Origin of the sequence: Flavobacterium praedii (assembly GCF_026810365.1) — a bacterium.
GTDB lineage: Bacteria > Bacteroidota > Bacteroidia > Flavobacteriales > Flavobacteriaceae > Flavobacterium > Flavobacterium praedii.
Window position 1 is genome coordinate 290,262 of sequence record NZ_CP113948.1, and the last position, 25,670, is coordinate 315,931.

The 25,670-nt window shown below is 36.1% G+C and carries 18 protein-coding genes; 10 read left to right on the top strand and 8 right to left on the bottom strand.

Annotated features, from left to right (window positions below):
• Positions 1-125: 125 nt before the first annotated feature.
• The 4 genes from OYT91_RS01370 (at position 126) to bglX (ending at position 7,013) form a co-directional block, all read left to right on the top strand.
• On the top strand, positions 126-1,667 hold the full coding sequence (locus OYT91_RS01370; protein WP_281239192.1) for an acyl-CoA carboxylase subunit beta: 1,542 nt from the start codon (positions 126-128) through the stop codon (positions 1,665-1,667).
• 176 nt (positions 1,668-1,843) lie between these two features.
• Positions 1,844-2,947: an SGNH/GDSL hydrolase family protein gene (locus OYT91_RS01375; RefSeq protein WP_281239193.1), complete on the top strand. Its 1,104-nt coding sequence runs from the start codon at positions 1,844-1,846 to the stop codon at positions 2,945-2,947.
• On the top strand, positions 2,937-4,313 hold the full coding sequence (locus tag OYT91_RS01380; protein WP_281239194.1) for a sialate O-acetylesterase: 1,377 nt from the start codon (positions 2,937-2,939) through the stop codon (positions 4,311-4,313). Before OYT91_RS01375 ends, OYT91_RS01380 begins: the two co-directional genes overlap by 11 nt.
• A 405-nt stretch (positions 4,314-4,718) precedes the next feature.
• The gene (gene bglX / locus OYT91_RS01385; RefSeq protein WP_281239195.1) at positions 4,719-7,013 is read left to right on the top strand and encodes a beta-glucosidase BglX; all 2,295 of its coding nucleotides are present in this window, start codon (positions 4,719-4,721) and stop codon (positions 7,011-7,013) included.
• Here bglX and OYT91_RS01390 read toward each other — a convergent pair whose 3' ends face one another.
• Together OYT91_RS01390 and OYT91_RS01395 are read right to left on the bottom strand one after the other, a co-directional pair.
• Positions 7,014-7,349, bottom strand: coding sequence for a DUF5615 family PIN-like protein (locus OYT91_RS01390; protein WP_281239196.1), 336 nt, complete (start codon positions 7,347-7,349; stop codon positions 7,014-7,016).
• Positions 7,349-7,579, bottom strand: coding sequence for a DUF433 domain-containing protein (locus OYT91_RS01395; protein ID WP_281239197.1), 231 nt, complete (start codon positions 7,577-7,579; stop codon positions 7,349-7,351). Before OYT91_RS01395 ends, OYT91_RS01390 begins: the two co-directional genes overlap by 1 nt.
• Positions 7,580-7,678: 99 nt before the next feature.
• Between OYT91_RS01395 and OYT91_RS01400 the strand changes: the two genes are divergently transcribed.
• Complete coding sequence (locus OYT91_RS01400) at positions 7,679-8,635, top strand: aldo/keto reductase (protein WP_281239198.1); 957 nt, start codon at positions 7,679-7,681, stop codon at positions 8,633-8,635.
• Between the two features lie 36 nt (positions 8,636-8,671).
• On the opposite strand, the gene OYT91_RS01405 is transcribed toward OYT91_RS01400, so the two are convergent.
• The 6 genes from OYT91_RS01405 to OYT91_RS01430 all read right to left on the bottom strand — a co-directional run bounded on the left by OYT91_RS01405 (position 8,672) and on the right by OYT91_RS01430 (position 16,588).
• A complete protein-coding gene (locus tag OYT91_RS01405) occupies positions 8,672-9,964 on the bottom strand; it encodes a glycoside hydrolase 5 family protein (protein WP_281239199.1) in 1,293 nt (430 codons plus the stop codon).
• A gap of 411 nt (positions 9,965-10,375) precedes the next feature.
• Positions 10,376-11,608, bottom strand: a complete 1,233-nt coding sequence (locus tag OYT91_RS01410; RefSeq protein ID WP_281239200.1) for a glycoside hydrolase family 26 protein — start codon at positions 11,606-11,608, stop codon at positions 10,376-10,378.
• Positions 11,609-11,617: 9 nt separating this feature from the next.
• On the bottom strand, positions 11,618-12,802 hold the full coding sequence (locus OYT91_RS01415) for an AGE family epimerase/isomerase (protein ID WP_281239201.1): 1,185 nt from the start codon (positions 12,800-12,802) through the stop codon (positions 11,618-11,620).
• Positions 12,803-12,804: 2 nt separating this feature from the next.
• Positions 12,805-13,998 (bottom strand): glycoside hydrolase family 130 protein, encoded by a 1,194-nt coding sequence (locus OYT91_RS01420; RefSeq protein WP_281239202.1) that lies wholly within the window; start codon positions 13,996-13,998, stop codon positions 12,805-12,807.
• Positions 13,999-14,021: 23 nt separating this feature from the next.
• On the bottom strand, positions 14,022-15,437 hold the full coding sequence (locus OYT91_RS01425; RefSeq protein ID WP_281239203.1) for an MFS transporter: 1,416 nt from the start codon (positions 15,435-15,437) through the stop codon (positions 14,022-14,024).
• Between the two features lie 5 nt (positions 15,438-15,442).
• Positions 15,443-16,588, bottom strand: coding sequence for a glycoside hydrolase family 26 protein (locus OYT91_RS01430; RefSeq protein WP_281239204.1), 1,146 nt, complete (start codon positions 16,586-16,588; stop codon positions 15,443-15,445).
• A gap of 277 nt (positions 16,589-16,865) precedes the next feature.
• Between OYT91_RS01430 and OYT91_RS01435 the strand changes: the two genes are divergently transcribed.
• The 5 genes from OYT91_RS01435 (at position 16,866) to OYT91_RS01455 (ending at position 25,653) form a co-directional block, all read left to right on the top strand.
• A complete protein-coding gene (locus OYT91_RS01435; RefSeq protein ID WP_269223413.1) occupies positions 16,866-17,744 on the top strand; it encodes a helix-turn-helix domain-containing protein in 879 nt (292 codons plus the stop codon).
• Between the two features lie 315 nt (positions 17,745-18,059).
• On the top strand, positions 18,060-21,248 hold the full coding sequence (locus tag OYT91_RS01440) for a SusC/RagA family TonB-linked outer membrane protein (RefSeq protein WP_281239205.1): 3,189 nt from the start codon (positions 18,060-18,062) through the stop codon (positions 21,246-21,248).
• A 10-nt stretch (positions 21,249-21,258) separates the two neighbouring features.
• A complete protein-coding gene (locus OYT91_RS01445; protein ID WP_281239206.1) occupies positions 21,259-22,851 on the top strand; it encodes a RagB/SusD family nutrient uptake outer membrane protein in 1,593 nt (530 codons plus the stop codon).
• A 9-nt stretch (positions 22,852-22,860) separates the two neighbouring features.
• Positions 22,861-23,910 carry an IPT/TIG domain-containing protein gene (locus OYT91_RS01450; RefSeq protein WP_281239207.1) on the top strand — a complete coding sequence of 350 codons (1,050 nt, stop codon included), beginning with the start codon at positions 22,861-22,863 and terminating at the stop codon, positions 23,908-23,910.
• A 504-nt stretch (positions 23,911-24,414) separates the two neighbouring features.
• Positions 24,415-25,653 carry a glycoside hydrolase family 27 protein gene (locus tag OYT91_RS01455; protein ID WP_281239208.1) on the top strand — a complete coding sequence of 413 codons (1,239 nt, stop codon included), beginning with the start codon at positions 24,415-24,417 and terminating at the stop codon, positions 25,651-25,653.
• Positions 25,654-25,670: the final 17 nt, after the last annotated feature.

The following is a 25,670-nucleotide window of genomic DNA, read 5'->3' on the forward strand; positions in this document are numbered from 1 at the left end:
TAAGGAATTAAGTTTCATATAGAAAAAGTAAAACTTAATTTTCTTAATCACTTAATGGTTCAAATTAAGTTGGCTTTAGCCGGAAAGAAAGGATTAATAAAAACTCAGCTGTTAAAAAAGAAAGTATGCAAGACAAAATAGAAATCTTAAACGAAAAAATAGCACAAGCCCTTTTGGGTGGAGGAAAAGAACGTATTGCTAAGCAACACGAAAAGAAAAAATTAACCGCAAGAGAACGTATTGATTATTTGATGGATGAAGGTTCTTTTGAGGAAATCGGAATGTTGGTAACACACCGTACTACCGATTTTGGAATGGAAAAAGAATTGTATTATGGCGATGGAGTAGTTACGGGTTATGGTACCATCAACGGCAGATTGGTTTATATTTTCGCTCAAGACTTTACTGTTTTTGGAGGTGCTTTGTCCGAAACACACGCCGAAAAAATATGCAAAGTAATGGACATGGCTGTCAAAATGGGAGCTCCGATGATTGGTCTTAACGACTCAGGTGGCGCTCGTATTCAAGAAGGTGTTCGTTCCCTTGGCGGATATGCTGATATTTTTTATCGTAATGTTCAGGCTAGTGGAGTAATTCCGCAAATCTCAGCAATTATGGGGCCATGCGCGGGTGGAGCGGTATATTCTCCTGCGATGACCGATTTTACTATGATGGTCGAAGGCACCAGTTATATGTTCGTTACCGGTCCTAATGTGGTAAAAACAGTAACCAACGAAAGTGTAACTTCTGAGGAATTGGGTGGTGCATTGGCGCATTCAACCAAGTCAGGTGTGGCACATATCACTTCGGGAAATGATGTTGAATGTTTGGAAGATTTAAAACGATTGTTGGGTTATTTACCGCAAAGCAATAAGGAAACACCAAAAAGTTTGCCGTATGAATTGGGAGATGAAATCCGAATGCAATTGGCAAATGTTATTCCCGATAGTACCAATAAGCCTTATGACATGCACGATGTTATTAAAGGAATAATTGACGAAGATTCTTTTTATGAGATTCATAAAAATTATGCCGAAAATATCATCGTGGGATTTGCGCGTTTAGCAGGAAGAAGTGTTGGAATTATTGCCAATCAGCCCAACTTTTTAGCGGGAGTATTGGGTGTAAAAAGCTCCAAAAAAGCAGCGCGTTTTACTCGTTTTTGCGATTGTTTTAATATACCATTATTAGTATTGGTCGATGTACCCGGTTTTTTACCCGGAACAGACCAAGAGTGGGAGGGAATTATTGTGCATGGTGCCAAATTACTCTACGCATTGAGTGAAGCAACCGTGCCAAGAGTTACCGTGATTACGCGCAAAGCTTATGGTGGGGCCTATGATGTAATGAACTCCAAACACATTGGTGCCGATTTGAATTTTGCTTGGCCAACTGCCGAAATAGCCGTAATGGGAGCAAAAGGAGCTTCGGAAATTATTTTTAAAAACGAAATTAATCAAGCCGAAGATCACGAAGCCAAACTTTTAGAAAAAGAAGCCGAATATGCCAATTTGTTTGCCAATCCATACACAGCAGCGCAACGTGGTTTCGTAGATGAGGTAATTCTACCGCAAGACACTAGACGTAAACTGATCAAAGCGTTTAGCATGCTGGAGAATAAAGTAATTGTTGCTCCCAAAAGAAAACACGGAAATATTCCTTTGTAGTTGAAATCAAAAAACCACCTGAATTAATAGGTGGTTTTTTGGTTTTATGAAGAAATTTTAAGGAGCAATTAGTACAAGTAATTTTTTCATTATAGTTTGAAAAAATAGTATCTAATCCAGAATAGTAATCGTTTTATATTTGTTGTTTATATTGCTAAAATAAGCTCCAAAATATTATGAATTACCCCAAAAAATACCTTTTATTTTTATTGATTGCCATTTCATTCGTTTCTGTTGCCCAAAAAAAGGTCGAGACCCAATCGCTATTTGAGTATCACGGACGAATTGAAAAAATGCAAGATGATAAAGTGATGCTGATCGGCTCTGCTTCTTCAGTTTCGTTTGATTTTAATGGAAATTCCTGTTCTATTTCCTTACAAAGTGTCGATTCCTTTGAACATCAAAACTATGTTTCTCTTGAACTCGATGGGAAATACATCGGAAGAATCCGAATAGAAAAAGGAGCTGTACAATCTTTTCCAATTACGGTTCCAAAAAGCAAAAAAGCACATCATCTTTCAATTTATAAAGCGACAGAAGCAGCCAATGGAGGTGTTTTATTCGCAGGCACAACAGTCAAGTTAATAGCAGGAGCAGCTCCTAAAAAGAAGAAAAAAATTGAACTCATCGGAGATTCTATAACCTGTGGTTTTGGGAATGATGCTTCGGCAATTCCGTGTGGGGCGGGAGATTGGTTTGACCAACACAATGCGTATTATGCTTATGGGCCAGTACTTGCAAGAGATTTAGATGCTGATTTTGTACTGAGTTCCGTTTCGGGATACGGGATGTACCGCAACTGGAACGATGAGCATCTGGACGAGCCTATTATTCCCGATGTATATGAAAATTTATACCTGAATAAAGACAACTCAAAACCGTACAATTTTGCTTTTCAACCTGACTTGGTAAGTATTTGTTTGGGAACCAACGACCTTTCGGATGGTGATGGCAAAAAAGGGAGATTGCCGTTTAATGAAGAAAAATACGTTTCGAATTATATTGATTTCATCAAAACAGTTTACAAACACGCACCCAATACCAGAATTGTTTTGTTGAACAGTCCGATGGTTTCGGGAGAGCGAAATGTAACTTTGGTGAAATGCTTGAAAAAAGTGATTCAAGCTTTTGAAAACGACACCATTCATAAATCCATTGCCTTGTTCGAATTCCAACCAATGAGTCCAAAAGGCTGTGGCTATCATCCCGATATTGCTGATGATAAAGTGATGGCCGACCAATTAAATCCTTTCTTTAAAAAATTACTCGATGCAAAATAACATCTTTAGATTCGTTTTCTTACTGATACTTTCAAATACCGCTTTCGCAAATGTTACGCTTCCGAATATCTTTTCGGATAATATGGTTTTGCAACGAAATGCTGAAGTTACCATTTGGGGCTGGGCAAATCCGCAGGAAGAAGTGGTGATTACACCAAGTTGGAATAGTGAAACCTACAAAATCAAAGCCAGCAATCAAGCCAAATGGGAGATTGTCATTCCAACTCCAAAAGAAGGTGGGCCTTATACCATTGCTATAAAAGGCTACAATGAAATTGTGTTGAAAAACATTTTGATTGGTGAAGTTTGGATCTGTTCCGGACAATCCAATATGGAAATGAACGCCAGTTGGGGAATTGAGAATGGCGATGAAGAAGTAAAAAATGCAATGAACCCAAACATTCGATTATTTTTGGTGCCAAAATTAACGGCAACGACGCCCCAAAATAATATTTCTGGGACTTGGACAGCATGCACACCCGAAACAATGAAATATTTTAGTGCAGTGGGTTATTTTTTTGGAAAGCGTTTGCAAGAAGAGTTGAAAAACGTACCTATCGGTTTGATTTCGTCAAATTGGGGCGGAACACCTGCCGAGATTTGGATGCCAGAAGAAGTGATTCAAAACGACCCCGTTTTATTGGAAACAGCCAAAACCCGAAAAGAAGAAAGCTATGGTCCGAATCAGCCGGGACGTGCTTTTAACGCTATGATTTATCCGCTGACTCAATTTAAAATAGCTGGGGCGTTGTGGTACCAAGGCGAAAGTAACGTGGGGTCAGCGGTTTATGACAAAACGCTGACGGCTTTAATTACTTCGTGGAGAAAATTATGGAAATATGATTTTCCGTTTTATTATGTTCAGATTGCGCCTTATAAATATGGTGAAGATCATTTTGGAGGTTCAATCATTCGCGATGCTCAGCGAAAAGTGCTACAGGAAGTGAATACCGGAATGGTATTGACAAGCGATATTTCTACCCCTGAAGATATTCATCCAAAGGATAAAAAATCAGTTGGAACTCGTTTGGCGAATTTGGCTTTGGTGAATACGTATAAAGCCAATAGCGCATTGGTGAATGGCCCGATTTTTAAAGGAATTGCTATTAATAAAAATAAAGTGACGGTCACTTTTGATTATTCAGAAGGTTTGTATTTTAAAGACACCAAAGACGATTTGTTTGAAGTTGCAGGTGCAGATAATGTGTTTTATAAAGCGACCGCTGTCATCAAAAATAATGCAGTAGTAGTACAATCAGATAAAGTAAAAACACCTGTTAAAGTGCGTTACGCATGGAAGAATACGGATCAAGCGACTCTTTTTAATAAAGCGAATTTACCGACTTCCTCTTTTATAAGTGAATAGTTAAGGTTGCAGTTTTCAGTTATCGCCCGATTAAGAGTTTCCCGCTATTTTTTTAAATCTAGCTCTCGCAAAGGCGCGAAGGCACAAAGTAAGCAACTCAGAATTTTGCGCCTTTGCGTCTTTGCGAGATAAATTGAAGTTGTTGTGAGTCCGCGTAAGGGCAATGTCATTAAGTTAAGGGTTTCTCACTACGCTTTTTCAAAATATAACTCTCGCAAAGACGCGAAGACGCAAAGAAATGGCTCTTAACTTGGCGTCTTAGCGAGAAAAAACAAAGCTTAACTTAATGACATTCCGCGTAAGGGATAGCAGTGAAAATCCTCCCGATTTTTCTCGGGAGATTGCAACGGATAGCCCGACCCGACTTTTTCTGGAGGGATACGCCCAAAAAATAAATTACGAATTATGAAGAACAATACATTAATTATTGCAGGGATTTTTACCCTGATTACCACAGGAACTATGATTGCACAGAAAATACCACATTTAGATAAGACAAAACCCATTGAAGAACGTATCGATTTGTTGATGAAACAAATGACGCTGGAGGAAAAAGTGGGACAAATGAACCAATACAACGGTTTTTGGGAAGTAACCGGTCCAGCGCCAAAAGGCGGAAATGCCGAGTTGAAATACAAACATTTGCGTGATGGTTGGGTAGGTTCTATGCTTTCGGTTCGTGGAGTGAAAGAGGTAAAAGCCGTTCAGAAAATTGCAGTTGAGGAAACTCGATTGAGGATTCCGTTAATCATTGGTTTTGACGTGATTCACGGGTACAAAACCTTGAGTCCGATTCCGTTGGCCGAAGCAGCGAGCTGGGATATGGAAGCGATTAAAAAATCGGCTCAAGTGGCGGCAGACGAAGCTTCGGCATCTGGAATCAACTGGACTTTTGGGCCAAATGTAGATATCTCGAATGATGCCCGTTGGGGTCGCGTGATGGAAGGTGCGGGGGAAGATCCGTATTTGGGGAGCAAAATTGCCATTGCACGAATCACTGGTTTTCAAGGAGATACCAAATCAGATTTGCTTAAGGTGAATACGATTGCGGCTTGTGCCAAACATTTTGCGGCTTATGGTTTTGCCGAATCGGGAAGGGACTATAATACAGTGGATATAAGCAATTCTAAATTGTACAATACGGTTTTGCCACCATTTAAAGCGGCGACAGATGCGGGTGTTCGTACGATGATGAATTCGTTTAATATTTTGAATGGAGTTCCTGCAACCGGAAACAGTTTTTTGCAAAGAGATATTCTAAAAGGCAAATGGAAATTTGACGGTTTTGTGGTTTCGGATTGGGCTTCGGTTCGGGAAATGATTGCTCACGGATTTGCCAAAGATGGTGCAGATGCAACAGCCAAAGCGGTGATTGCTGGTTCGGATATGGATATGGAATCGCATTTGTATGTTGAGGAATTAGTGAAATTGGTAAAAGATGGTAAAGTAAAAGAAGCTTTGGTTGACGATGCCGTTCGTAGAATTTTGCGTGTGAAATTTGAATTGGGATTGTTTGATGATCCGTACAAATATTGTGACGAGAAAAGAGAAAAAGCAACGATAGGAAACAAAGCCAATAATGATGCGGTTTTGGATATGGCCAAAAAATCGATTGTGTTGTTGAAGAACGAAAAAGGATTACTTCCGTTAAAAAAATCAGGGCAGAAAATTGCTTTGATTGGTGCTTTGGCTAATGACAAAAACAGCCCATTGGGAAGTTGGAGAATCGCATCTGATGACAATACTGCCGTTTCGGTTCTGGAAGGGATGCAACAGTATAAAGACAATCAATTGACGTTTGAAAAAGGAGCCGATTTGATTGTTGGGAAAGCGGCTTTTGTAGATGAGTTGGTTTTCAACACCACGGACAAAACCGGATTTGATGCCGCCAAAAAAGTAGCTGCAAACGCTGATGTTGTGGTGATGGTTTTGGGTGAACACGGTTTTCAATCAGGAGAAGGGCGTAGCAGAACAAATCTGGATTTGCCTGGAGTTCAACAAGAATTATTGGAGGAAATCTACAAAGTAAACCCCAATATTGTCTTGGTTTTAAACAACGGAAGACCTCTAGCTTTACCTTGGGCAGCAGAACATATTCCTGCGATTGTCGAGGCTTGGCATCTGGGTACGCAAACCGGAAATGCGGTGGCTCAGGTGTTGTACGGCGATTACAACCCAAGTGGAAAATTGCCAATGTCTTTCCCAAGAAATGTGGGTCAAGTACCGATTTATTATAACAATTACAACACTGGAAGACCTGTAAACAGCGATAAAAATGTTTTTTGGTCCCATTATACCGATGTAGAGAAAACACCTTTGTATCCTTTCGGATTTGGGTTGAGTTATACTACTTTCGATTATAAAAATTTAAAAATCAACAAAACTGCTTTCGCAAAAGGGGAGCCGGTTATGGTTTCGGTAGATATTACCAACTCAGGTAATTATGATGGTAAAGAGGTTGCACAATTGTATATTCAAGACGTTGCTGCAAGTTTGGCCAGACCTGTAAAAGAACTAAAAGGCTTCGAGTTGATTGCTTTGAAAAAAGGAGAAACCAAAACCGTAACCTTTACTTTGACGGATAAAGAACTTGGATTCTTTGATAATGATGGTAATTATTTGGTAGAAGCAGGAACTTTCAAAATAATGGTGGGAGGAAGTTCGGATAAAGGTTTGGACAGTAGTTTTGAGTTGCAATAATTAATAAATTTCCAAAATCATTAGTTCATTATTCAGAATAAAAGATTCAATAATTGCCTTTTTGTCTATTAATGTTTGGGCAAGCTGTTTCGTGTTTTGATTGAAAGTTTTTAAAATTATTACTTTTGGAGGAACACCATTCAAAAGTAATAGTTTTTCAAAATCTTCATCGTGTGTGAGGATGGTGAAATTGTTGTTTTTGGCAAATTTCCAAATCTCGTTATCCTTTGCAGGTTGTGCACTATCGATATCTTTGGAATGTAAACAATTAGGAAATGTATTTTCAATGATTTTGATAATTCTCCAAGAAATATTGGCATCAAGAAGCAGTTTCATTAAGCTGCAATTATTTTGGTGATATTTTCTCTATTAGCCGCAAAAGCTAAAGCAGCAAGAATGTCTTCTTTTTTTAGTTCTGGAAAGTCCAAAAGAATTTCTTCCATAGACATACCTTGAGAAAGCCAAGATAAAATGTCAGACACACAAATTCTAGTCCCAGTTATTGTGGGTTTGCCAAATCGAATATTGGAGTCTATTGAAATTGATTTTTGCCAATTATTATTCATATTTTTATCGTTTGATACAAATTTACAAAAAAAGTACGTAGGTATTTTTAAAATAAATTAAGAGTTAAATTGTACTAATAGTATAAAAAAAATAAAAAGATGAAATACAACAGATGTGGAAAAAGCGGTTTGTTATTGCCGCAAATTTCTTTGGGATTATGGCATAATTTTGGTTCGGTCGATTCTTTTGAAAATGCCGAAAGTATTGCCAAAGCTGCTTTTGATAAAGGAATCACCCATTTTGATTTGGCTAATAATTACGGACCAGTTCCAGGTTCTGCAGAGACTAATTTTGGTGCTATTCTAAAAAATAATTTTCAGGGAAACCTTCGTGATCAAATTGTAATTTCGACCAAAGCAGGTTATACGATGTGGGATGGCCCTTATGGGGATTGGGGTTCCCGAAAGTATTTATTGTCGAGTTTGGATCAAAGTTTGAAACGAATGAAAGTTGATTATGTAGATATTTTCTATTCGCATCGTTTTGATCCCGAAACTCCTTTGGAAGAAACCATGATGGCATTGGATTATGCTGTTCGAAGCGGAAAAGCTTTGTATGCGGGCATCTCTAATTATAACCCAGAACAAACCAAAGAAGCTACCGAAATCTTGAAACGATTGGGAACACCTTGTTTGATTCATCAGGTAAAATATTCCATGTTTGTGCGAACTCCCGAAGAAGGATTGCTCGATGTACTCGAAGAAAAAGGGGTGGGTTGTATTGCTTTTTCACCTTTGGCACAAGGGCTATTGACAGATAAATATTTGAAAGGTATTCCAGAAAATTCCCGTGCTCACAATCCAAACGGACATTTGCAAGAAGCCGAAGTCTCGGAGGATAGAATCCAGAAAATTATTCAATTGAATGACATTGCTACAGAACGAAATCAGTCTTTGGCGCAAATGGCTTTGGCTTGGTTGCTCAAAGACAACAGAATTACTTCAGTATTGATTGGTGCCAGTTCGGTAGGGCAATTGAATAATAATATTGACAGTTTACAGAATCTGGATTTCTCTAAAGAAGAATTGGTTGCAATAGAAACTATTTTAGGTTAATATGAAAAGGAGCAAACTGATATTTGCTCCCTTTTTTTATTTCAATATTAAATTAAACTTTTTTACAATCTCCAAAGTCGATTTATCCGCAGAAAAAACGGAGTTCAAACCCTGTGGTTCCTGTGGTGGGTCTGTAGTCAAAGGATCGCCTGGATTCCATTTTCCGTCTTTGGTGACGGCTTTTCCTTCACCACCAAAACCCCAAAAATTGGCCGCTTGTAAGGCACCATTTTTTTTATGACTTTCCGCAACTCTTTGAAAAATATAATTATAAAAAACATCTCTGTTGGTTACAGGTGCTGTTGTTGTTAGACCTTCATTTTCTCTTGGCAAACCAAATTCTTCAATGATAATTGGTCTTTTCAAACGATTGGCGACTTCAACGTGTAAGTCAATATATTTCCCAGCATTTTCTAGCGTTGTTGGCAACGTTTTTTCGGCATCTTCGGCTTTGTACCATCCCCAATTTTTTGGCCAAATGTGCATGGTTAAATAATTAATATTCGGATTTGTATGTGTTCTTTCAAACGTTTCCATACTGTCGTTCGAACTGTTCCTTCCCTCAGAACCGGTTGAAATCAAATGATTTTTGTCTAAACTATCCATTAAGTTGACAATATTGTTGAGCCAAACGGTAAATTTAGCCTCGTTTTCGGGAGTAAACGTTCGTGGTTCATTCCCAACTTGCCAAGCCATAATGGTGTTATCCTCGGTATATTTTCTTTTGGTATACTTATTTGTTCGTCCCAAAATAAATTTCACATGATTGTTCAACGCTTCCATGCAAGGCTCACAACTGTGGAATTTCTCGGTATAACTCATAAACTGTGGCCAAGTGTTGGGCGGAATTGCAGGAATCGGAATTGCACCTTTTCCATTCCATTCCAAATATTGTGACATGCCACCCGACCATTCCCAGTTGTTGGTCAAGTACAACACTGCGTACATCTTGCGTTTGCCCATTTCGGCAATCAGGAAATCTAAACCATCGAGCAGGTCCTGATCGTATTTTCCTTGTTCATACTGCAAAGCGGGACGAACGGTAAAATCGTATTTTCCGCCATCCCCTCCAACTAAAATTCGCAAGTTATCGATACCATTTTTCTGCATTAAATCCAGTTCCCGAATCAATCTTTTTCGGTCACCCACTTTCTTCGAAGCCAACAAACTTCCATACCAATAATTGGTTCCAATATAAGAATACGGTTTGTTCCCTTTGTAAAATTGGGTACCTTTCACAGTGATTCTGGCTTGTTGTTTTTGGGCTTCACAAGTAATGCTTGCCAAACAAAAAAGAGCCAAAACTATTTTTAATACTGATTTTTTCATCGTTAATTAATTTCTTTAGGAGCTATTTCCTGCTATTCGTTGCAAGTCCTCGCAGGAAAAGTAAAGTTTCCAATGTTGCAAAAAGAGCTTCCTTTGGTCGCTTTTTTGCACCAGGAAATTTTTACTTTTCCTGCTCCGGGCTTTCCACTGCTATCAGGGCTAGTGCTTTCCGTTTACAATTATATTTCTGTAAATTTTGGAATTCTTAGCTTAACTTATATGTACTTATATGCCAATGTCGTTTCCTTAAGAATTTCACATTTCCAAATCCGCCCAGTTTGTCATTCCGACGAAGGAGGAATCACATTACGTAAGTCCCAAGTGTGATTCCTCCTTCGTCGGAATGACAAAGTCTACTTAATAAGGAAACGACATTGACTTATATGTCCTTATATGGTTAAAAAAAAGCAGTTAATTCGGTAAAACATACATACTAGGTAACGTGTTCACCAAAGCCGATTTGGATTTTGTTGCAAAAGTCTTAAAATCAGCTGCATTTGAAGCAGTTGGTGTTGGAACGTAATAACCATCTTGACTGTTGTTCCAAAACATAACATAACTGATCTGTATACTATTTGCTGTCAGTGCGCTGTACAAATAAGTTGAAAACCAATTGGTAACTGGAGAAATAGTTGACGTAACGCGATAACCAGTTTCGGTCATAGCGGCAATTTTGACTTTGCTTATTGCTAAGTCTGATAGCATTTTAAGTTTGGTATTGGCTTTGTCCGCTCCTGTTTGACCAAGATTATTCAAATCACCATAATTGTCCATTCCCAAAACATCTACATAAGTATCTCCAGGATAACGACTTAAGTAGTTGGCAGATGTACTATATGAATTATCAGGAGAAAAGGCATACAAAATGTTATGAACTCCTTTGGTATCTCTTAAATAGTCTACGGTAAATTGATATGCAGCTTTGTACTCTTCTGGCGTACAAAAATCAGCACCCCACCAAAACCAGCTCCCATCAAATTCATGAAAAGGTCTGAAGATAATGGGAATTAATTCTCCCTTAGATCCTTTTAAACTCAAAATGACGCTGGCTACTTTATCCAGTTTTGTTTTGTACCATGCATTATTCACGCCGCCAGGCAAAATGCTTTTGAAGGCAGTTCCTTTTTGTTCCGTGGTCATATCAGCGGCATAAAAACTATCTTCTTTATTCGGTTCTCTGATGTGCCATGAAAAAGTGTTAATCATACCTTTGGCATAGGCTTCTTTAGCATCATCAGTAATAATGACTTCTTGTTGGTGAAACCAATTGTCGGCTTGGCCATTATTGTTTTTGTCGGTAATAAACATAAAATCGGAACCCAAAAGCGCAGGTTCATTCCCTGTCGTTTTCTTGATATCCGATTGTGCTGAAGACCCATTATTATAAAATCCATTAAAAGCATCTTGCTGACCAATTGCAAATTTAGTTTTAGCCAATTTTTTCAAATTGTAAAATAAAGCCACGGTTTCTGTAGTAGCATTTTTGTCGACCATATAAGTTTTTACATTTTGTGTCGTTAACACATCAGTAACTACTACTGGCGGAATGACCACAACTGGATCAGGAGTTGAATCGTCTTTTGAACAACTGCTTAACACAAGTACAAAACAGGTAACAATGGTTTTTAGAAATAGGTTTTTCATGTTGTCTTTTTAAATTCGATGAATCAATTCGATGCAAGCTCTGCTATTGTGATACGGGCATTTCCAGAATCCGGCTTTGTCTTTTTTTATTTTAGAATAATCACTGTTGATACCCCAAAACCATTCTCCCTTTTCTTTGTCAATAATATATTTTTGAGTAAAATCCCAGTTTTTAAAAACGATATCTAAGTATTCTTGTTTCCCGGAAAGTTGCCAAGCTGTAAAATAACCAATCATCAATTCAGCTTGAGGCCACCAATGCTTTTCGGCCATTAATTCTTGGGTTTCAGGATCGTATTCATACCATAATCCGCCGTCGGTATCGATTCCTTCTTTGGTTGCATCTGCAATTTGAATAGCATGTTTTTTAAAACGACTAATCAATGTCGAATCTTCTGATATTTTAGCACATTGTAATAAAAGCCAAGCCGCTTCAATGTCATGCCCATAGGAAACAACATCTTTTTTTTCGACCCAATTTTCATCAAAAAATAATCGTAAATGACCTGTTTCTGTATTGATGAAATATTTTTCAATGGTTTCCAATAATTCAATAATGACTTTTCGCAAAGACTCGTTTTTCCATACTTTATACAAATTGGCATAGCCTTCAATGATATGCAAATGGGTATTCATGGTCTTCTTTTCGTTGGCATCTTTTTCGCTCAAACGCAAATCCTCTATCGGTTGCCAGTCACGGGTAAAGGCTTCTAGGTAACCACCATTTATAGGATCGTAACTGTATTTTTGTATTTTTTTATACAAATCAATAGCCATTTCTAATGCTTTTTTATCTTGAGTAACCGAAAAATATTCGCTCAATCCATAAATAACAAAAGCTAAGGCATAAATTTGGTTTTTAGTGTCTTTTGGTGTCCCGTCTGGATTGATACTCCAAAAAATTCCACCAAATTCTACATCATGAAAATAGATCGAAATATATTCAAATGCACGTTTTGCAGTATCTAAATGTTCTCTGTTGTGCGAAATTTTGTAAGCTGCAGAAAAGGTCCATAGCAATCTTGCATTTAATACAGACCCTTTTTCAGCTTCTTCATTGGTATTATTATTGTAATCTATCTGGCCAATAAATCCTCCCCTTTTTTGATCAACAGTGTTTTCCATCCAATACGAAAGGATACTTTGTAGTTCTAGCTTTAGTTCTATTTTTAGATTTTTTAATTCCTTTTGCACAATTATGAAATTTCTTTATTTTTATTCACTTGTTTGATTATGGTGTTTACAGAACCAGCAGAAGTAAAAGTATCTTCAGGAGAATTGATAACGTAATCTACCAATTTATCGACGCTTGAAACCGCTACGTGCATTCTAGTATCGGAAGAGGCATAATAGATATAAACAGTTCCGTCTTTGTCTTCGATCCAACCATTAGAAAATAAAACATTAGAAACATCTCCAACTCTTTCTATGCCTTCTGGTGCCATAAAATGTCCTGCAGGAACATGAGTAACTTTTGAAATATCATTCAAATCGGTCATGAACATATAAAGCGTGTAACGCAAACCGGCGGCGGTGTTACGAACACCATGTGCCAAATGCAACCAACCTTTTTCTGTTTTTATGGGTGCTGGTCCAAGACCATTTTTCAATTCGTAAACAGTATGATATTGTTTTCCGTAAATGATTTTTTCGTCTTTTACAATCGGATTGGTCATATCTTCTACAAAACCAAGACCAATTCCACCACCATTTCCTACATCAATAAAACCATCTTGTGGGCGAGTGTATAAAGCATATTTTCCGTCCACAAATTCAGGATGTAAAACTACGTTGCGTTGTTGTCCAGTGTTCGAAATCAAATCGGGCATTCTTTCCCAGTTGATTAAATCTTTGGTTCTTACAATTCCTGCATTTGCAATAGCGGTACTAGTATCACCTTTTGGGGCAGAAGGATCTTTTCTTTCGGTACAAAATATACCATAAATCCAACCATCTTCATGCTTGATTAATCGCATATCGTATACATTGGTATCTGGTTCTTCGGTTTGTGGAATCACACAAGGTTTTTCCCAAAATTTAAAATTGTCTATACCATTTGGGCTTTCGGCAACGGCAAAGAATGATTTTCTGTCGGCTCCTTCTACACGGGCAACAAGGATGTATTTGTCATTCCATTTTATGGCTCCAGCATTGAATGTTGCGTTAATGGCAATTCTTTCCAGAAGCAATGGATTTGTACTTGGATCAAAATCAAATCTCCATTCTAGTGGGGTGTGTGCTGCTGTTAAAATTGGGTTTTTATAACGAGTGTATATTCCGTTTCCAATTCCGTCTTGTGGTTCATTTTTTCTTTGAATTAAAGAGTTAAAATGATTGAAAAGTTCGGATTTTATTTGTTTTAAATCGGTGTTCAGTTCTGTTGTGTTCATAATTGAAAGTTCTAAATCAAGTATTATTTGTTTAATTTTCGTTTTTCATTAAGTTCATCTTCAATTGTTTGTAATTTTTCTTCCGATAATGGATAGAATAAGATGAAAAGTAATGATATGGTAGCTGCTATAGCTGGGAGAATACTTAGCATTAATAGTATTCCGTTTTGGGTTGTAATGGATTGTACGACATTAGCTTGGAATCCAAAATAACCTAATAGCCATCCTGTTGCGGCACCACCAATTGTCCAGCCAAATTTTTGTGACATCGAAGAAGCCGAAAAAATTAGTCCAGTGGCTCTTCTTCCTTGTTTCCACTCCGAATAATCAGCGCTGTCGGCATACATAGACCAGATTAATGGGAAAATACAACCTGCACAAATACTAATCATTACTTGGAAAAGCATTATAAGTACCACATTTTCTTTTCCGATGTAATAGAAAAATACACTTAAAATTGCGGCTAGTACCATAGCACCAAAAAAGGTTTTCTTTTTACCAATTTTATTAGCAATTGGAGTAGCGGCAATCACTCCAATGATGTTGGCAGCTTGTCCCAATACTAAATAAAGTGTGGTTGGAGTCATGGCAAAATTTTCGCCCAAAATATTGAAACTATAACTTATCGTACTGCTAACATAATATTTGAAATAATAAACTGCAGCACCGTCACGGATTGAATTGAATACCAAAGCACCAATTCCTGCTCCTAATAATATCCACCAAGGTCTGTTTTTGAGAAGATCATTTAGATCTTCTTTTAAATTTGGTTTTTCGTCATTTATAGGTTGAACTCTTTCTTTGGTAAGAAAAAAACAAGACCAAAAGAATATTGTAGTGATGATTCCAAATACGATTATGGTATACAACCAACCTGTTTTGGAGTTTAGATTTCCACCAAAATGATTTACCAGCGGTTCAATCAACCAAAGTGCCAGTAAGCTTCCTGCAAAAGCAAAAACCATACGATAGGAAGAAAGAGTGGTGCGTTCTTTTCGGTCACCAGACATTACACCAAGTAAAGAAGCATAAGGAACATTGATTACAGAATACACCATCATCATTAAGGAATAGGTAACATACGCATATATTATTTTCCCTTTTTCATCAAAGTCGGGTGTGTAAAAAGTCATGATTCCTATTATGGCAAACGGAATGGCTGTCCATAATAAATACGGTCTAAATTTTCCCCAACGGCTTTTGGTACGGTCTGCAAGGATTCCTACCAAAGGATCGAAACAAGAATCCCATATACGAGTGATTAAAAACATAGTTCCAACCACAGCTGGGGCTATTCCAAATACATCAGTGTAAAAAAACATAAGATACATACTGAAAATTTTCCAAAACATGGAGGAAGCTGCATCGCCAAGTCCGTAACCAACTTTTTCTTTTATGCTAATTTTATGTTCCATTATTTTTTTAGGGTTTGTAGTCATGGGGTTTATTTTTTATATAGATTTATTTTTGCAGCCTCTTTTTCAAAAAGAATATTGTCAAGATTGTAAAATTGAATAAAATCTTTTTCACTCACTTGTCCTTTGAAGGGGGCGTAATAATGCATTTTTTGTTCTTTTTCCTGCCAGCCGTGGTTTCTCCAAACTAAGGCATAGGAGATTTTGTAGGATTCCATAGCTTTCATCAAAGTATCTGTCCACCATTTGTCATACGGAATAGCTTCGTATCCTGTTTCGGCAAAGGCGATGATTTTATGTTGTTCTTTTGCAATTTTGTCTATTATTCCAAATTGTCGTTGGCAATTGTCCACAAAGGAATTGTCTTTCAAAGGGTCGTTATATTGGTATTTGTCAAAGCTTAAAACATCAGCATAATCAGAACCTGGATAATATTCTAGAAAGTCTTCTTTTGAAGCGAAATCGGCGGTATTGTATACATAAATTAAATTATGAACGCCTTTCTTTTGTAGATAATCAATAGTAAATTTCCAAAGGGTTTTAAACTCTTCAGGGCTTCCATTGTTTTTGCACCACCAAAACCAGGTTCCGGTAAGTTCATGAAACGGACGATATAGCAAAGGGATTGGATTTCCTTTTTTGTCTTTCAACGTTAAAATGTATTTTGCGGCTTCATCCAACCAGGCTTTGTATTTTTCATGACTTACGCCTCCAGGTAATGCAGAAGCTAATGATTTTGGGGTAGTATCCCAAGCATCTTTGCCAGTTAAAGGATTGTTATAATGCCAACTGATAGTAATAACACCACCTCTATTGTATCCATCAATGATGTATTGTCTCATTTTGTCAAAAGGAATGCCGTCAATATTCTTGTCGGATTTAGTTTCTAAGCCACCCAAATCCCAACCATACACAGCTGGAAAGTCTCCAACAACGTCTTTTACATCACTTCTTCCTGCTTCGTATTTCCAGTTAACTCCGTAAGCCAAATCGTCTTGATGACCAAATAATACACCTCTGTTTGCTGTTTTATACAAATTTTGGTATAATTGAATGGTTTTTTTTGTCGCTTTTTTGTCAGATAATGATAATTTAGTACTAGCTGTTTGTGAGAAAACAGAATATAACGTGCTAAAAGCAAATAAAATACTTAATATAGTTTTTGGTTTTGGCATTTTTTTAGAAATAAATTTTGGTTGGTTTGAATTTGTATTTTTAATTAATTGGTATTCAATTCAATTGTTTAAAAATCATAAAAAATAATTTGCGATTTTACTAATTATTTGTCAAAATGTTAAAAAAAATAATGCTTTAAAATGATCTTTGTTTTTTAAGAGTATTATTTTTTACAATAATAGAATTTCACTTTTCAAAGATAAAGTAATAACATGTGTTGAATTAATATTATTTTATCAATTTTATATCTTATTATTGCAAATAAAAAAATGAATTATGAGCGCTTTTAAAAATTTTCATAGAGAGATAGTTCCACTTGCTGCACAGGATAGTTTTTTGGTTTTTGATAGAGTGAAAGATGAATTTGATTATCCAGTGCATTATCATCCAGAATTTGAAATTAATTTTATACTGAACGGAAAAGGAGTGAAACGTGTCGTAGGTGACAATATAGAAGAGATTGATGACATCGAGTTGGTGTTGGTCGGACCTAATTTATACCACGGTTGGGAGTTGAATAAATGTAAAAACAAAGAAATTCACGAGATAACAATTCAATTTCATAATGATCTTTTTCATGACTCATTGTTGTCTCGACGAATTATGACACCTATAAAGGAGATGTTCAATCGTTCTGTACATGGTATTTTATTTTCAAATCAAGTAGCCGAAATGCTTACTCCGCGATTAATAAAGATATCCAAGTTGGATGGGATGGATTATTTTCTTGAAATCATCTCTATACTGTATGATCTTGCGAACTCCCGTAATCAAAGGCTTTTGTCTACTTTTACTGTTGAAAATGATACTTTTGAAGAGTACGATAAGATGAAATTAATCTATGATTATATTCAAAAGAATTTTGCCGAAAAATTATCATTGGAAGAAGTAGCGGGAATTGCTAATATGACCACTATATCTTTTAATAGATTTATTAAAAAAAGAACAGGAAAAACTTTTGTCAATTATATTAATGACATTCGAATTGGGTATGCAGCAAGGTGGCTAGTAGAGAAGGATCTTAGTGTTTCTGAGGTTGCATTCAAATCTGGGTTTAATAATATAGCGAATTTTAATCGAAGTTTTAAGGCTTTTAAAAAATGCACACCTAGTCAATATCGTGATGATTTTTCTGGGTTAAAGAGAATTCTGTAACAATCATTTGATTTTCTGTTAAAAATGCTCCTAGAGAAACTTCTTTAAGGAGCATTTTTGTTTTTATAATTAAGTATATGATATATATTGTGGCTTTTAAGTATTAATAATATAAAAAATTACATCTATAATTTTGTTATGTGTAATTAAATTTTTCATTTTGAAAAAATATTATCATTAAATGATATAATACTATTAATTTAATGTTAGCTACTGTTATAAATTTGTTAATTATAAATCATATTTATTAATGCCAATAATAATAGACGAATTACCCTTTCGGAAATTATTAAACTTAACTAACAAATTTTTATTATGAAAAAATTATTGTCCAACTTAATTCATTGGAAAGTTAACCACAGAAAGGTTCCATTGATGTTTTTATTACTAACCTGTGGAATAATGAATGCACAACTTAAGGTGCAAGGTGTTGTTACTGATTCTAATAATCTTCCATTGTCTGGAGTTAATATCAAACAAGACGGTTCTTCTCAAGGGGTTTCTTCTGGTTTTGATGGTGCTTACGCAATCGATGTACCTGCAACTGCAACTTTGACTTTTACATTCATCGGTTTTGATACTAAAAAAGTAGCTGTAAAAGGAAATGCTAAGCAGAATGTAACCTTAACTTCTTCTTCAGAAAACTTGAAAGAAATCGTTGTAATTGGATATGGTACTCAAAAAAGAGGAAATCTTAATGGGTCTATATCTTCCGTAAGAGCAAAAGACATTGAAAACCTAAAAGTAGTAAGTGTAGATCAAATGCTGCAGGGTAAAGCTTCTGGGGTATCGGTCTCTAATAATAGTGGTGCTCCTGGGGGGGCTGCATCGGTTAGGATTCGAGGAACTACTTCTATTTCTGGAACTAATGAACCTCTATATGTAATTGATGGAATTCCTGTTTCTGGTGATGCCACGGGTAAATCATCTAGTGGCCAAGCATTGGTAGGGAAAGAAGGATTTTCCTCAACAGGTGGTGGAGGTAATAATGCAGTTAGCCCATTATCTATGTTAAATCCAAGTGATATTGAGTCTATTGATATCTTAAAAGATGCATCTGCAACAGCAATTTACGGTTCTAGAGGTGCTAATGGGGTTATTATAATCACAACCAAAACTGGTAAAAAAGGAGGTGGTAAGATTGCTTATGAAGGATATACTTCAATAAGCTCAAACTACAAAACTTTGGACGTTATGAACTTGCAACAATTTGCAACAAACAAAACCAATTTGGCTAATTTGTATGGTTACGAAACACGTCCTGAATTTTCACACCCAGAATTGTTAGGCAAGGGAACAGATTGGCAGGATGAAGTCTATAGAACTGCGGTTTCTAGAAGTCATCAATTGTCCTTTTCTGGAGCCAAAGAAGGTTCTAGTTATTATTTGTCTGGAGGATATTTAGATCAAGAAGGTACAATTATCGAATCTGGTTTGAAAAGATATACAATTCGTTTGAATGTGGATTCAAAAATCAGAAGTTGGTTGCGAATAGGATCAAATCTATCCTCTGGTATTACGGATGAAAAGGTTACTGTAAATCAAAGTTTTCAAGGGCTTATAAGTAACACTTTAATGCAATCTCCTGATATACCAGTGCGTAATCCTGATGGGACTTTTGCAGGACCACCATCTGCAGACCAAAGTGTAACATATTATAATCCTGTTGGTGAAGCTTTGACTAGGGATAATAAATTGAATAGGAAAAACTTTTTAGGAAATATATATGCTGAATTTTCAATAATTGAAGGTTTAAAATTTAGAACTGAGTTTGCTGCAAACACAGAATATTCTAAAAATGAAGATTTTAGACCATCTTACAAATGGGGATCACAAGTGAATCTATTAGCGGATTTGGATACTAGAAATCAAAATTGGTATTCTACCAATTTTAAAAACTTTTTGACTTACGATAAAACTTTGGGTAAACATCATTTTACTGTTTTATTAGGACAAGAAGCGAACGACAGTCACTGGGAAGGTGTAGTTACTTCTTCTCAAGGATTCAAAAGTAATGACGTTCACACTATCAATTTGGCCGATCCAAAAAACAATACGGTTACAGGTTATAAAGGGAGTGCGTCTTTGGCATCAATTTTTGGACGTATTATCTATGATTTTGATAATAAATATAGCATTATGGGATCTATCAGGCAAGATACGTCATCTAAATTTGATCCAACTACAGAGAATCAAACTGGTACATTTAAATCAATTTCTGGTTCTTGGAAACTTTCTAATGAATCATTTATGGAGAATACCCGTAAATATGTGGATAATATCAAATTCAGATTAGGGTATGGGGAAACAGGTAATCAACAAATTGAGAATAATAGATATACAGCTATGTTAGCTACTCAAAATTCTGGTTTAGGTAGCGGTTTCTTAGTGTCCAATTCTCCAAATCCTGATTTAACTTGGGAGTCATTAAACCAAACAAACTTAGGTATTGATTTTACTTTGTTTGATTCAAGTTTTAATGCAAGTATTGACTTTTATGATAAAAAATCGGAAGGATTTTTATTCCAAGTTCCATTGCCAATTTACCTTACAGGTGGAGGAGGTCAATATGGTGGAATTTCTGCACCTTACTCTAATTTAGGAGTAATGGACAACAAAGGATATGATATTACTGTTGGCTATACTTTGAAGGGGAATGGTATTTTTAATTGGGATTCATCATTCAACTTTTCGCATTATTCAAATAAATTAGTTGAAATGCAAAATGGTGTTGTGTTAACTCAACAGGTAAACACTAATGGTTACCAACCTGTTGTTGTTACTAATACAGTTGTAGGGCAACCAATTGGTATGTTTTATGGATATGTTACTGATGGTATTTTTAATGATTTGAATACTTTAAATGCAGCGCCATTACAATTTGGCCAAGCTGTGGGTACTGGTGCTGGCGAAACATATCTTGGGGATATTAAATACAAAGATGTGAATGCAGATGGGGTTATAGATGCCAAAGATAAAACGTTAATAGGATCACCACACCCTAAATTTACTTATGGATTCACAAATAATTTTAAATATAAAAACTTTGATTTATCATTATTCATACAAGGTTCTTATGGGAATGATATTATGAATCTAACTAGAAGAGCAGGAACAACAAATGCTTCATTATATGAGAATCAATTAGTGGAAGCATCTAACTATTGGACTCCTACTAATACCAATACAAACATTCCAAGACCAATTGACAATACGGCTAATAATAACCTTCTTATCTCAGATCGTTATATTGAAGATGGCTCTTATTTGAGAATTCAAAACTTAACTTTTGGTTATTCATTGCCTCAAGATTTAATTACAAAATTAAAAATGTATAGATTAAGACTGTATGGTTCAGCTCAAAACCTATATACTTTTACGAACTATTCTGGTTATGATCCTGAAATTGGTTCTTTCAATCAAAATCCACTTTTAGCGGGTATTGATAATGGAAGATACCCTTCGCCTAGAATGTATTCATTAGGACTTAACGTAGAATTTTAAAAATAAAAAAATGAAATATAAAACTTTTTTTAGTACCTATAAATTGCTGAGTGCAGCAATTGTGTTTTTGGTTTTTGGGTCTTGTAGTGATGATTTTACCAATAGACCTTCAGAAGATTCTATAAGTTTAGATTCATACTACTCTACTAACGAACAAGTAGTGGCAGCAACCAATGGTATGTATAGCAGAACTTGGTTTCAATTGTTCAATAAATTTTATTGGGCACTAGAAGTGGGGTCTGGAAATATGTATTCTGGTTCACCAGATGTAAGTGGGCTTAGAACTTTTTCTTTGAATGGGAGTGATCCAGAATTAGAAAATGGTTGGTCATCTTTATGGGCCAATGTGGCTCAAGCTAATGCAATTATCAATTTCCTTGAGTCTAGAGTAGGTTCCGGAGTTGATCCAAAAGTGTTGCAAAATACTGTTGGAGAAGCCTATTTTATGAGAGCAACTGCTTATTTTTATTTAGTTCGCATTTGGGGCCCAGTACCTATTATTGAAAACAATTTGGATTATTCTAAGGAACCAGCAATTAATACAAACCCTGAAGTCGATGTTTATAGATTAATTGTAAAAGATTATTTAGCGGCTATTGATAGACTGGCAGATAAAAAAAGAGGTGCAAACTACAGTGACAATGGACACGTTTCCAAAGGATCTGCCAAAGCATTTTTGGCGAAAGTATACTTGTATCAAAAGGATTATGCCAACGCAAAATTAATGGCCGAAAGTGTAATCAATAGCGGAGAGTTTAAATTATTGGGTGGGGATGCATTACCTGGTTCTTCATTTGCAGATTTATTCAAGTACAAAAATAATAATAATGAAGAATCTATTTTCTCTCTGCAATGGAAAGGCGATGGAAACTATGGCTCCGCGAATAATTGTAATACACAATTCGGAATTAGTTCTTCAACAGTATCTACTTCAAACGCTTCTTATGGTGGAGTTTTTGGACCTTCACAAGAGGTATTGTCTTTGTATGAAGCAGGTGATGTAAGAAAACAAGAAACAGTTATGACTCCAGGTGCTATCTATCCAGATATTAAAACTACAACAGGTACAGGTTTTACAGTTCCTGTTGATGAATCAAACGCACAAAACTCTGGTGGAGGGATCAAGAAATATTGTCTTGGTGTTGTTTCAGCAAACACAGGACCAGCTGATGCTTGGGCTATGATGGATAACAATACTTATATTATGAGATATGCTGAGTTATTGCTGATTCACGCTGAAGCCGTTTTGGCCGGTGGCGGAAGCACTTCTGATGCAGGAGCTTTAAATTCTTTTAATGCAGTAAGAAAAAGAGCAGGTTTATCTACTAAAGCGAGTATCACTGCGGATGATATTTTTAAAGAAAGAAGATTGGAACTTTGCTTTGAAGGAGATTATTGGTTTGACTTAGGTCGTATTGACAAAACTAAAGCCATCGCAATTATGTCTGCTCAAAATAGAGGAGATAGAGGTGGAGCAAGATATTATACGCCTGTTTATTCTGCAGATCATAGCACAAATGACTTTTTTATGGATTATCCAGATAATGATGTAGCCAAAAACCCTAAGTTATTGGAGCCACCTGTTCCTTATACTTTTAAATAAAAAAACACTATGAAAAATTTAAAAATAAAGCACATATTAAGCATCTTTATGATAGCTTCAATATTTATAAGCCTGTTTTCTTCCTGTTCAAACGATGATAATAGTAATTCAGTCGGTTCATTGACAGTAACCAGTGTAAGTAAAGCCGAAGCTGGGGATTTAGTCCCTACAACTCTTGGATATCCTGCTAATATGTATGTGATTCAAGGAAGCGGTTTTTTGGGGGTCAAAAAAATCTATTTTAATGGTGTTGATACGTATTTCAATCCTACATTGGTTACAGATTCAGCTATTTTTGTAACTATAGATTTAAATACACCATATGCCAATGCATCCAGTGAATTAAAAATAGAGACAACTAATGGCTCAGTTGTTTATCCATTTGTAATTGCGCCACCGGCACCCATTTTGAAAAGCTACAACCCAATTAATGCAGCAGATGGAGATGTGGTAACAATTTATGGTTCTTTCTTTTTGAATCCAACTGTAAAATTTGGAACAACACCCGCAACCGTTATTTCAAGTACTTTGGAACAAATTAAAGTAACTGTCCCTGCAGGGTCTAATGGAAAATACCCTACAGTGACCACTATTTCTGGTTCTTCTACTTCTACAGATGCAATAGGTTCAGCTATATATGATGATGCTTTTCACGGTATTGATGGTGTTGGTGGTTGGGGTGTTTCAAATACCAATACTGAAAACGCTACACCAGAAGAAGTAGCTCAAGGCGAAAAAGCGATCAAAGTTGATATTACATCTTGGTCTGGTTTTCAAATTGATATGTGGGCTAATGGTGGACATCCAGTTCCAGCAAATGCTGTAGGGATTAAATTTCAAATGAAATTGAAAACTGCTGCAAGAATGAGAGTTATTGTTGGCGGAGATTGGGGACATGAAGTATGGTTTAACATTGCCGCGGATTATGCTACTTATGTTGTAAAATGGTCTGATTTAGGGATGACAGTTGCACCAGCTACTATTGGACAATTAGTGTTTGGTAGTGATGGTACTGCAACTACTTTTTATATAGATAATTTAGGATTTGCGTTAAAATAAAAATTTGGTTATTGTTTATTGAGTTAGTTTAAGAATTCCCTAATCAAAAGATTGGGGAATTCTTTGTTTTAGGATTAGTTACTTTTTTCTTTTTGCCGTTTTTTAAGTATATTTTGAAAAAAAAGTATCACTATCTTTAGTATCAATTAACTAAACTTGTAAGTTAAATTCTTTGTTATTTTGTAAATAATATAAAATAAAAATCCCAATCGAATACCAGTAATACTATTTGTGTTTTTATCTTTTGTCTTTGTTTTTTTTACAATCCAATTTAAATAGAAAGAATATATAGTCCATTTAAAATGAGCTAAAAGGGTGGTTTTATTTTTGAAATCAAACGGTAATTCAATATTAAATAGAGCGATACTGCCATAAATCAAATCATCTAGGTTGAAACAAAATGCCTAAGTGGAAATTATATAAATCAGTTTAAAACTGCTTGCCGAATAAATTGAAATATGCCGGACAATAGTGTTACATTAAAAAATAATAACATACAAAAAAATGAAAAAAATACTTCTCAGCTTTCTTTTAGGAAGCATCGCAATTCAGGGATTCTCTCAAGGAAATGTCTACAAACAAGGAGCCGGAAAATTCGAAGGCCTTGCCATGACACCACCAATGGGTTGGAATTCTTGGAACACCTTCGAAACCAACATCGATGAAAAACTAGTAAAAGAAACAGCCGATATTATGGTTTCAACCGGAATGGCGGCTGCAGGCTATAATTACATCGTACTCGACGATGGTTGGATGACAAAAGAGCGTGATGTCAATGGAAATCTAGTCCCAGACCCAATCAAATTCCCAAGCGGGATGAAATCCTTAATCGATTATGTACATTCCAAAGGATTGAAATTTGGTTTGTACAATTGTGCCGGAACCCATACTTGTGCAGGTTACCCAGGCACGCGCGGATATGAGTATCAAGACGCTCGTTTTTATGCAAACTTAGGGATTGATTTCCTGAAATACGATTGGTGTAATACTGCCGGAATCAACGCTCCCGAAGCCTATGCCACGATGAGCAATGCCTTGAAAACTGCGGGAAGACCTATCGTTTTCAGCCTTTGCGAATGGGGTGATACCAAACCATGGGAATGGGGAAAACCTATTGGAAATCTTTGGAGAATTTCAGGTGATATTTATCCATGTTTCGATTGTGAGTTCCACCACGAAGAAGGAAATTGGTCGTCTTGGGGATTCATGAAAATTGCCGAAATGCGCAAAGACATCCGTAAATTTTCAGGCCCAGATCATTGGAACGATTTTGATATGATGGAAGTGGGTGACGGAATGACTAATACTGAGGACAAAACCCATTTTGCGATGTGGTGCATGATGGCTTCCCCATTAATCGCAGGAAATGATTTCCGAAAAATGTCCAAAGAAACCTTGGCTATTTTGACCAATAAAGAATTGATTGCCGTAAATCAGGATAAATTAGGAATACAAGGATTCAAACTTTCTGCCGAAGATGGACTGGAAGTTTGGGTAAAACCTTTATCCGATGGCGCTTGGGCTGTAACTTTCTTAAACAGAACCGATGCTCCAAAAAAAATAAATTACGATTGGAAAAAGAACTCTATTAAAGATGCTGATTTTGGTTATGATGCCGATTTTAATAAATCAATCTTCAAAATCAAAGATCTTTGGAAAAACAAAGAAGCAGGAACAACCAAAAAGAATTTCACTGGTGATATTGCTTCTCATGATGTAATTACATTAAAACTAATTCCTTAAATGTATAAGTCTGAAAT

What these genes read in the sequence shown, in the direction of transcription:
- OYT91_RS01370 (WP_281239192.1), top strand. Translation starts at nt 126, where the DNA reads ATGCAAGACAAAATAGAAATCTTAAACGAAAAAATAGCACAAGCCCTT.
- OYT91_RS01375 (WP_281239193.1), top strand. Translation starts at nt 1,844, where the DNA reads ATGAATTACCCCAAAAAATACCTTTTATTTTTATTGATTGCCATTTCA.
- OYT91_RS01380 (WP_281239194.1), top strand. Translation starts at nt 2,937, where the DNA reads ATGCAAAATAACATCTTTAGATTCGTTTTCTTACTGATACTTTCAAAT.
- bglX (WP_281239195.1), top strand. Translation starts at nt 4,719, where the DNA reads ATGAAGAACAATACATTAATTATTGCAGGGATTTTTACCCTGATTACC.
- OYT91_RS01390 (WP_281239196.1), bottom strand. Translation starts at nt 7,349, where the DNA reads ATGAAACTGCTTCTTGATGCCAATATTTCTTGGAGAATTATCAAAATC.
- OYT91_RS01395 (WP_281239197.1), bottom strand. Translation starts at nt 7,579, where the DNA reads ATGAATAATAATTGGCAAAAATCAATTTCAATAGACTCCAATATTCGA.
- OYT91_RS01400 (WP_281239198.1), top strand. Translation starts at nt 7,679, where the DNA reads ATGAAATACAACAGATGTGGAAAAAGCGGTTTGTTATTGCCGCAAATT.
- OYT91_RS01405 (WP_281239199.1), bottom strand. Translation starts at nt 9,964, where the DNA reads ATGAAAAAATCAGTATTAAAAATAGTTTTGGCTCTTTTTTGTTTGGCA.
- OYT91_RS01410 (WP_281239200.1), bottom strand. Translation starts at nt 11,608, where the DNA reads ATGAAAAACCTATTTCTAAAAACCATTGTTACCTGTTTTGTACTTGTG.
- OYT91_RS01420 (WP_281239202.1), bottom strand. Translation starts at nt 13,998, where the DNA reads ATGAACACAACAGAACTGAACACCGATTTAAAACAAATAAAATCCGAA.
- OYT91_RS01425 (WP_281239203.1), bottom strand. Translation starts at nt 15,437, where the DNA reads ATGACTACAAACCCTAAAAAAATAATGGAACATAAAATTAGCATAAAA.
- OYT91_RS01430 (WP_281239204.1), bottom strand. Translation starts at nt 16,588, where the DNA reads ATGCCAAAACCAAAAACTATATTAAGTATTTTATTTGCTTTTAGCACG.
- OYT91_RS01435 (WP_269223413.1), top strand. Translation starts at nt 16,866, where the DNA reads ATGAGCGCTTTTAAAAATTTTCATAGAGAGATAGTTCCACTTGCTGCA.
- OYT91_RS01440 (WP_281239205.1), top strand. Translation starts at nt 18,060, where the DNA reads ATGAAAAAATTATTGTCCAACTTAATTCATTGGAAAGTTAACCACAGA.
- OYT91_RS01445 (WP_281239206.1), top strand. Translation starts at nt 21,259, where the DNA reads ATGAAATATAAAACTTTTTTTAGTACCTATAAATTGCTGAGTGCAGCA.
- OYT91_RS01450 (WP_281239207.1), top strand. Translation starts at nt 22,861, where the DNA reads ATGAAAAATTTAAAAATAAAGCACATATTAAGCATCTTTATGATAGCT.
- OYT91_RS01455 (WP_281239208.1), top strand. Translation starts at nt 24,415, where the DNA reads ATGAAAAAAATACTTCTCAGCTTTCTTTTAGGAAGCATCGCAATTCAG.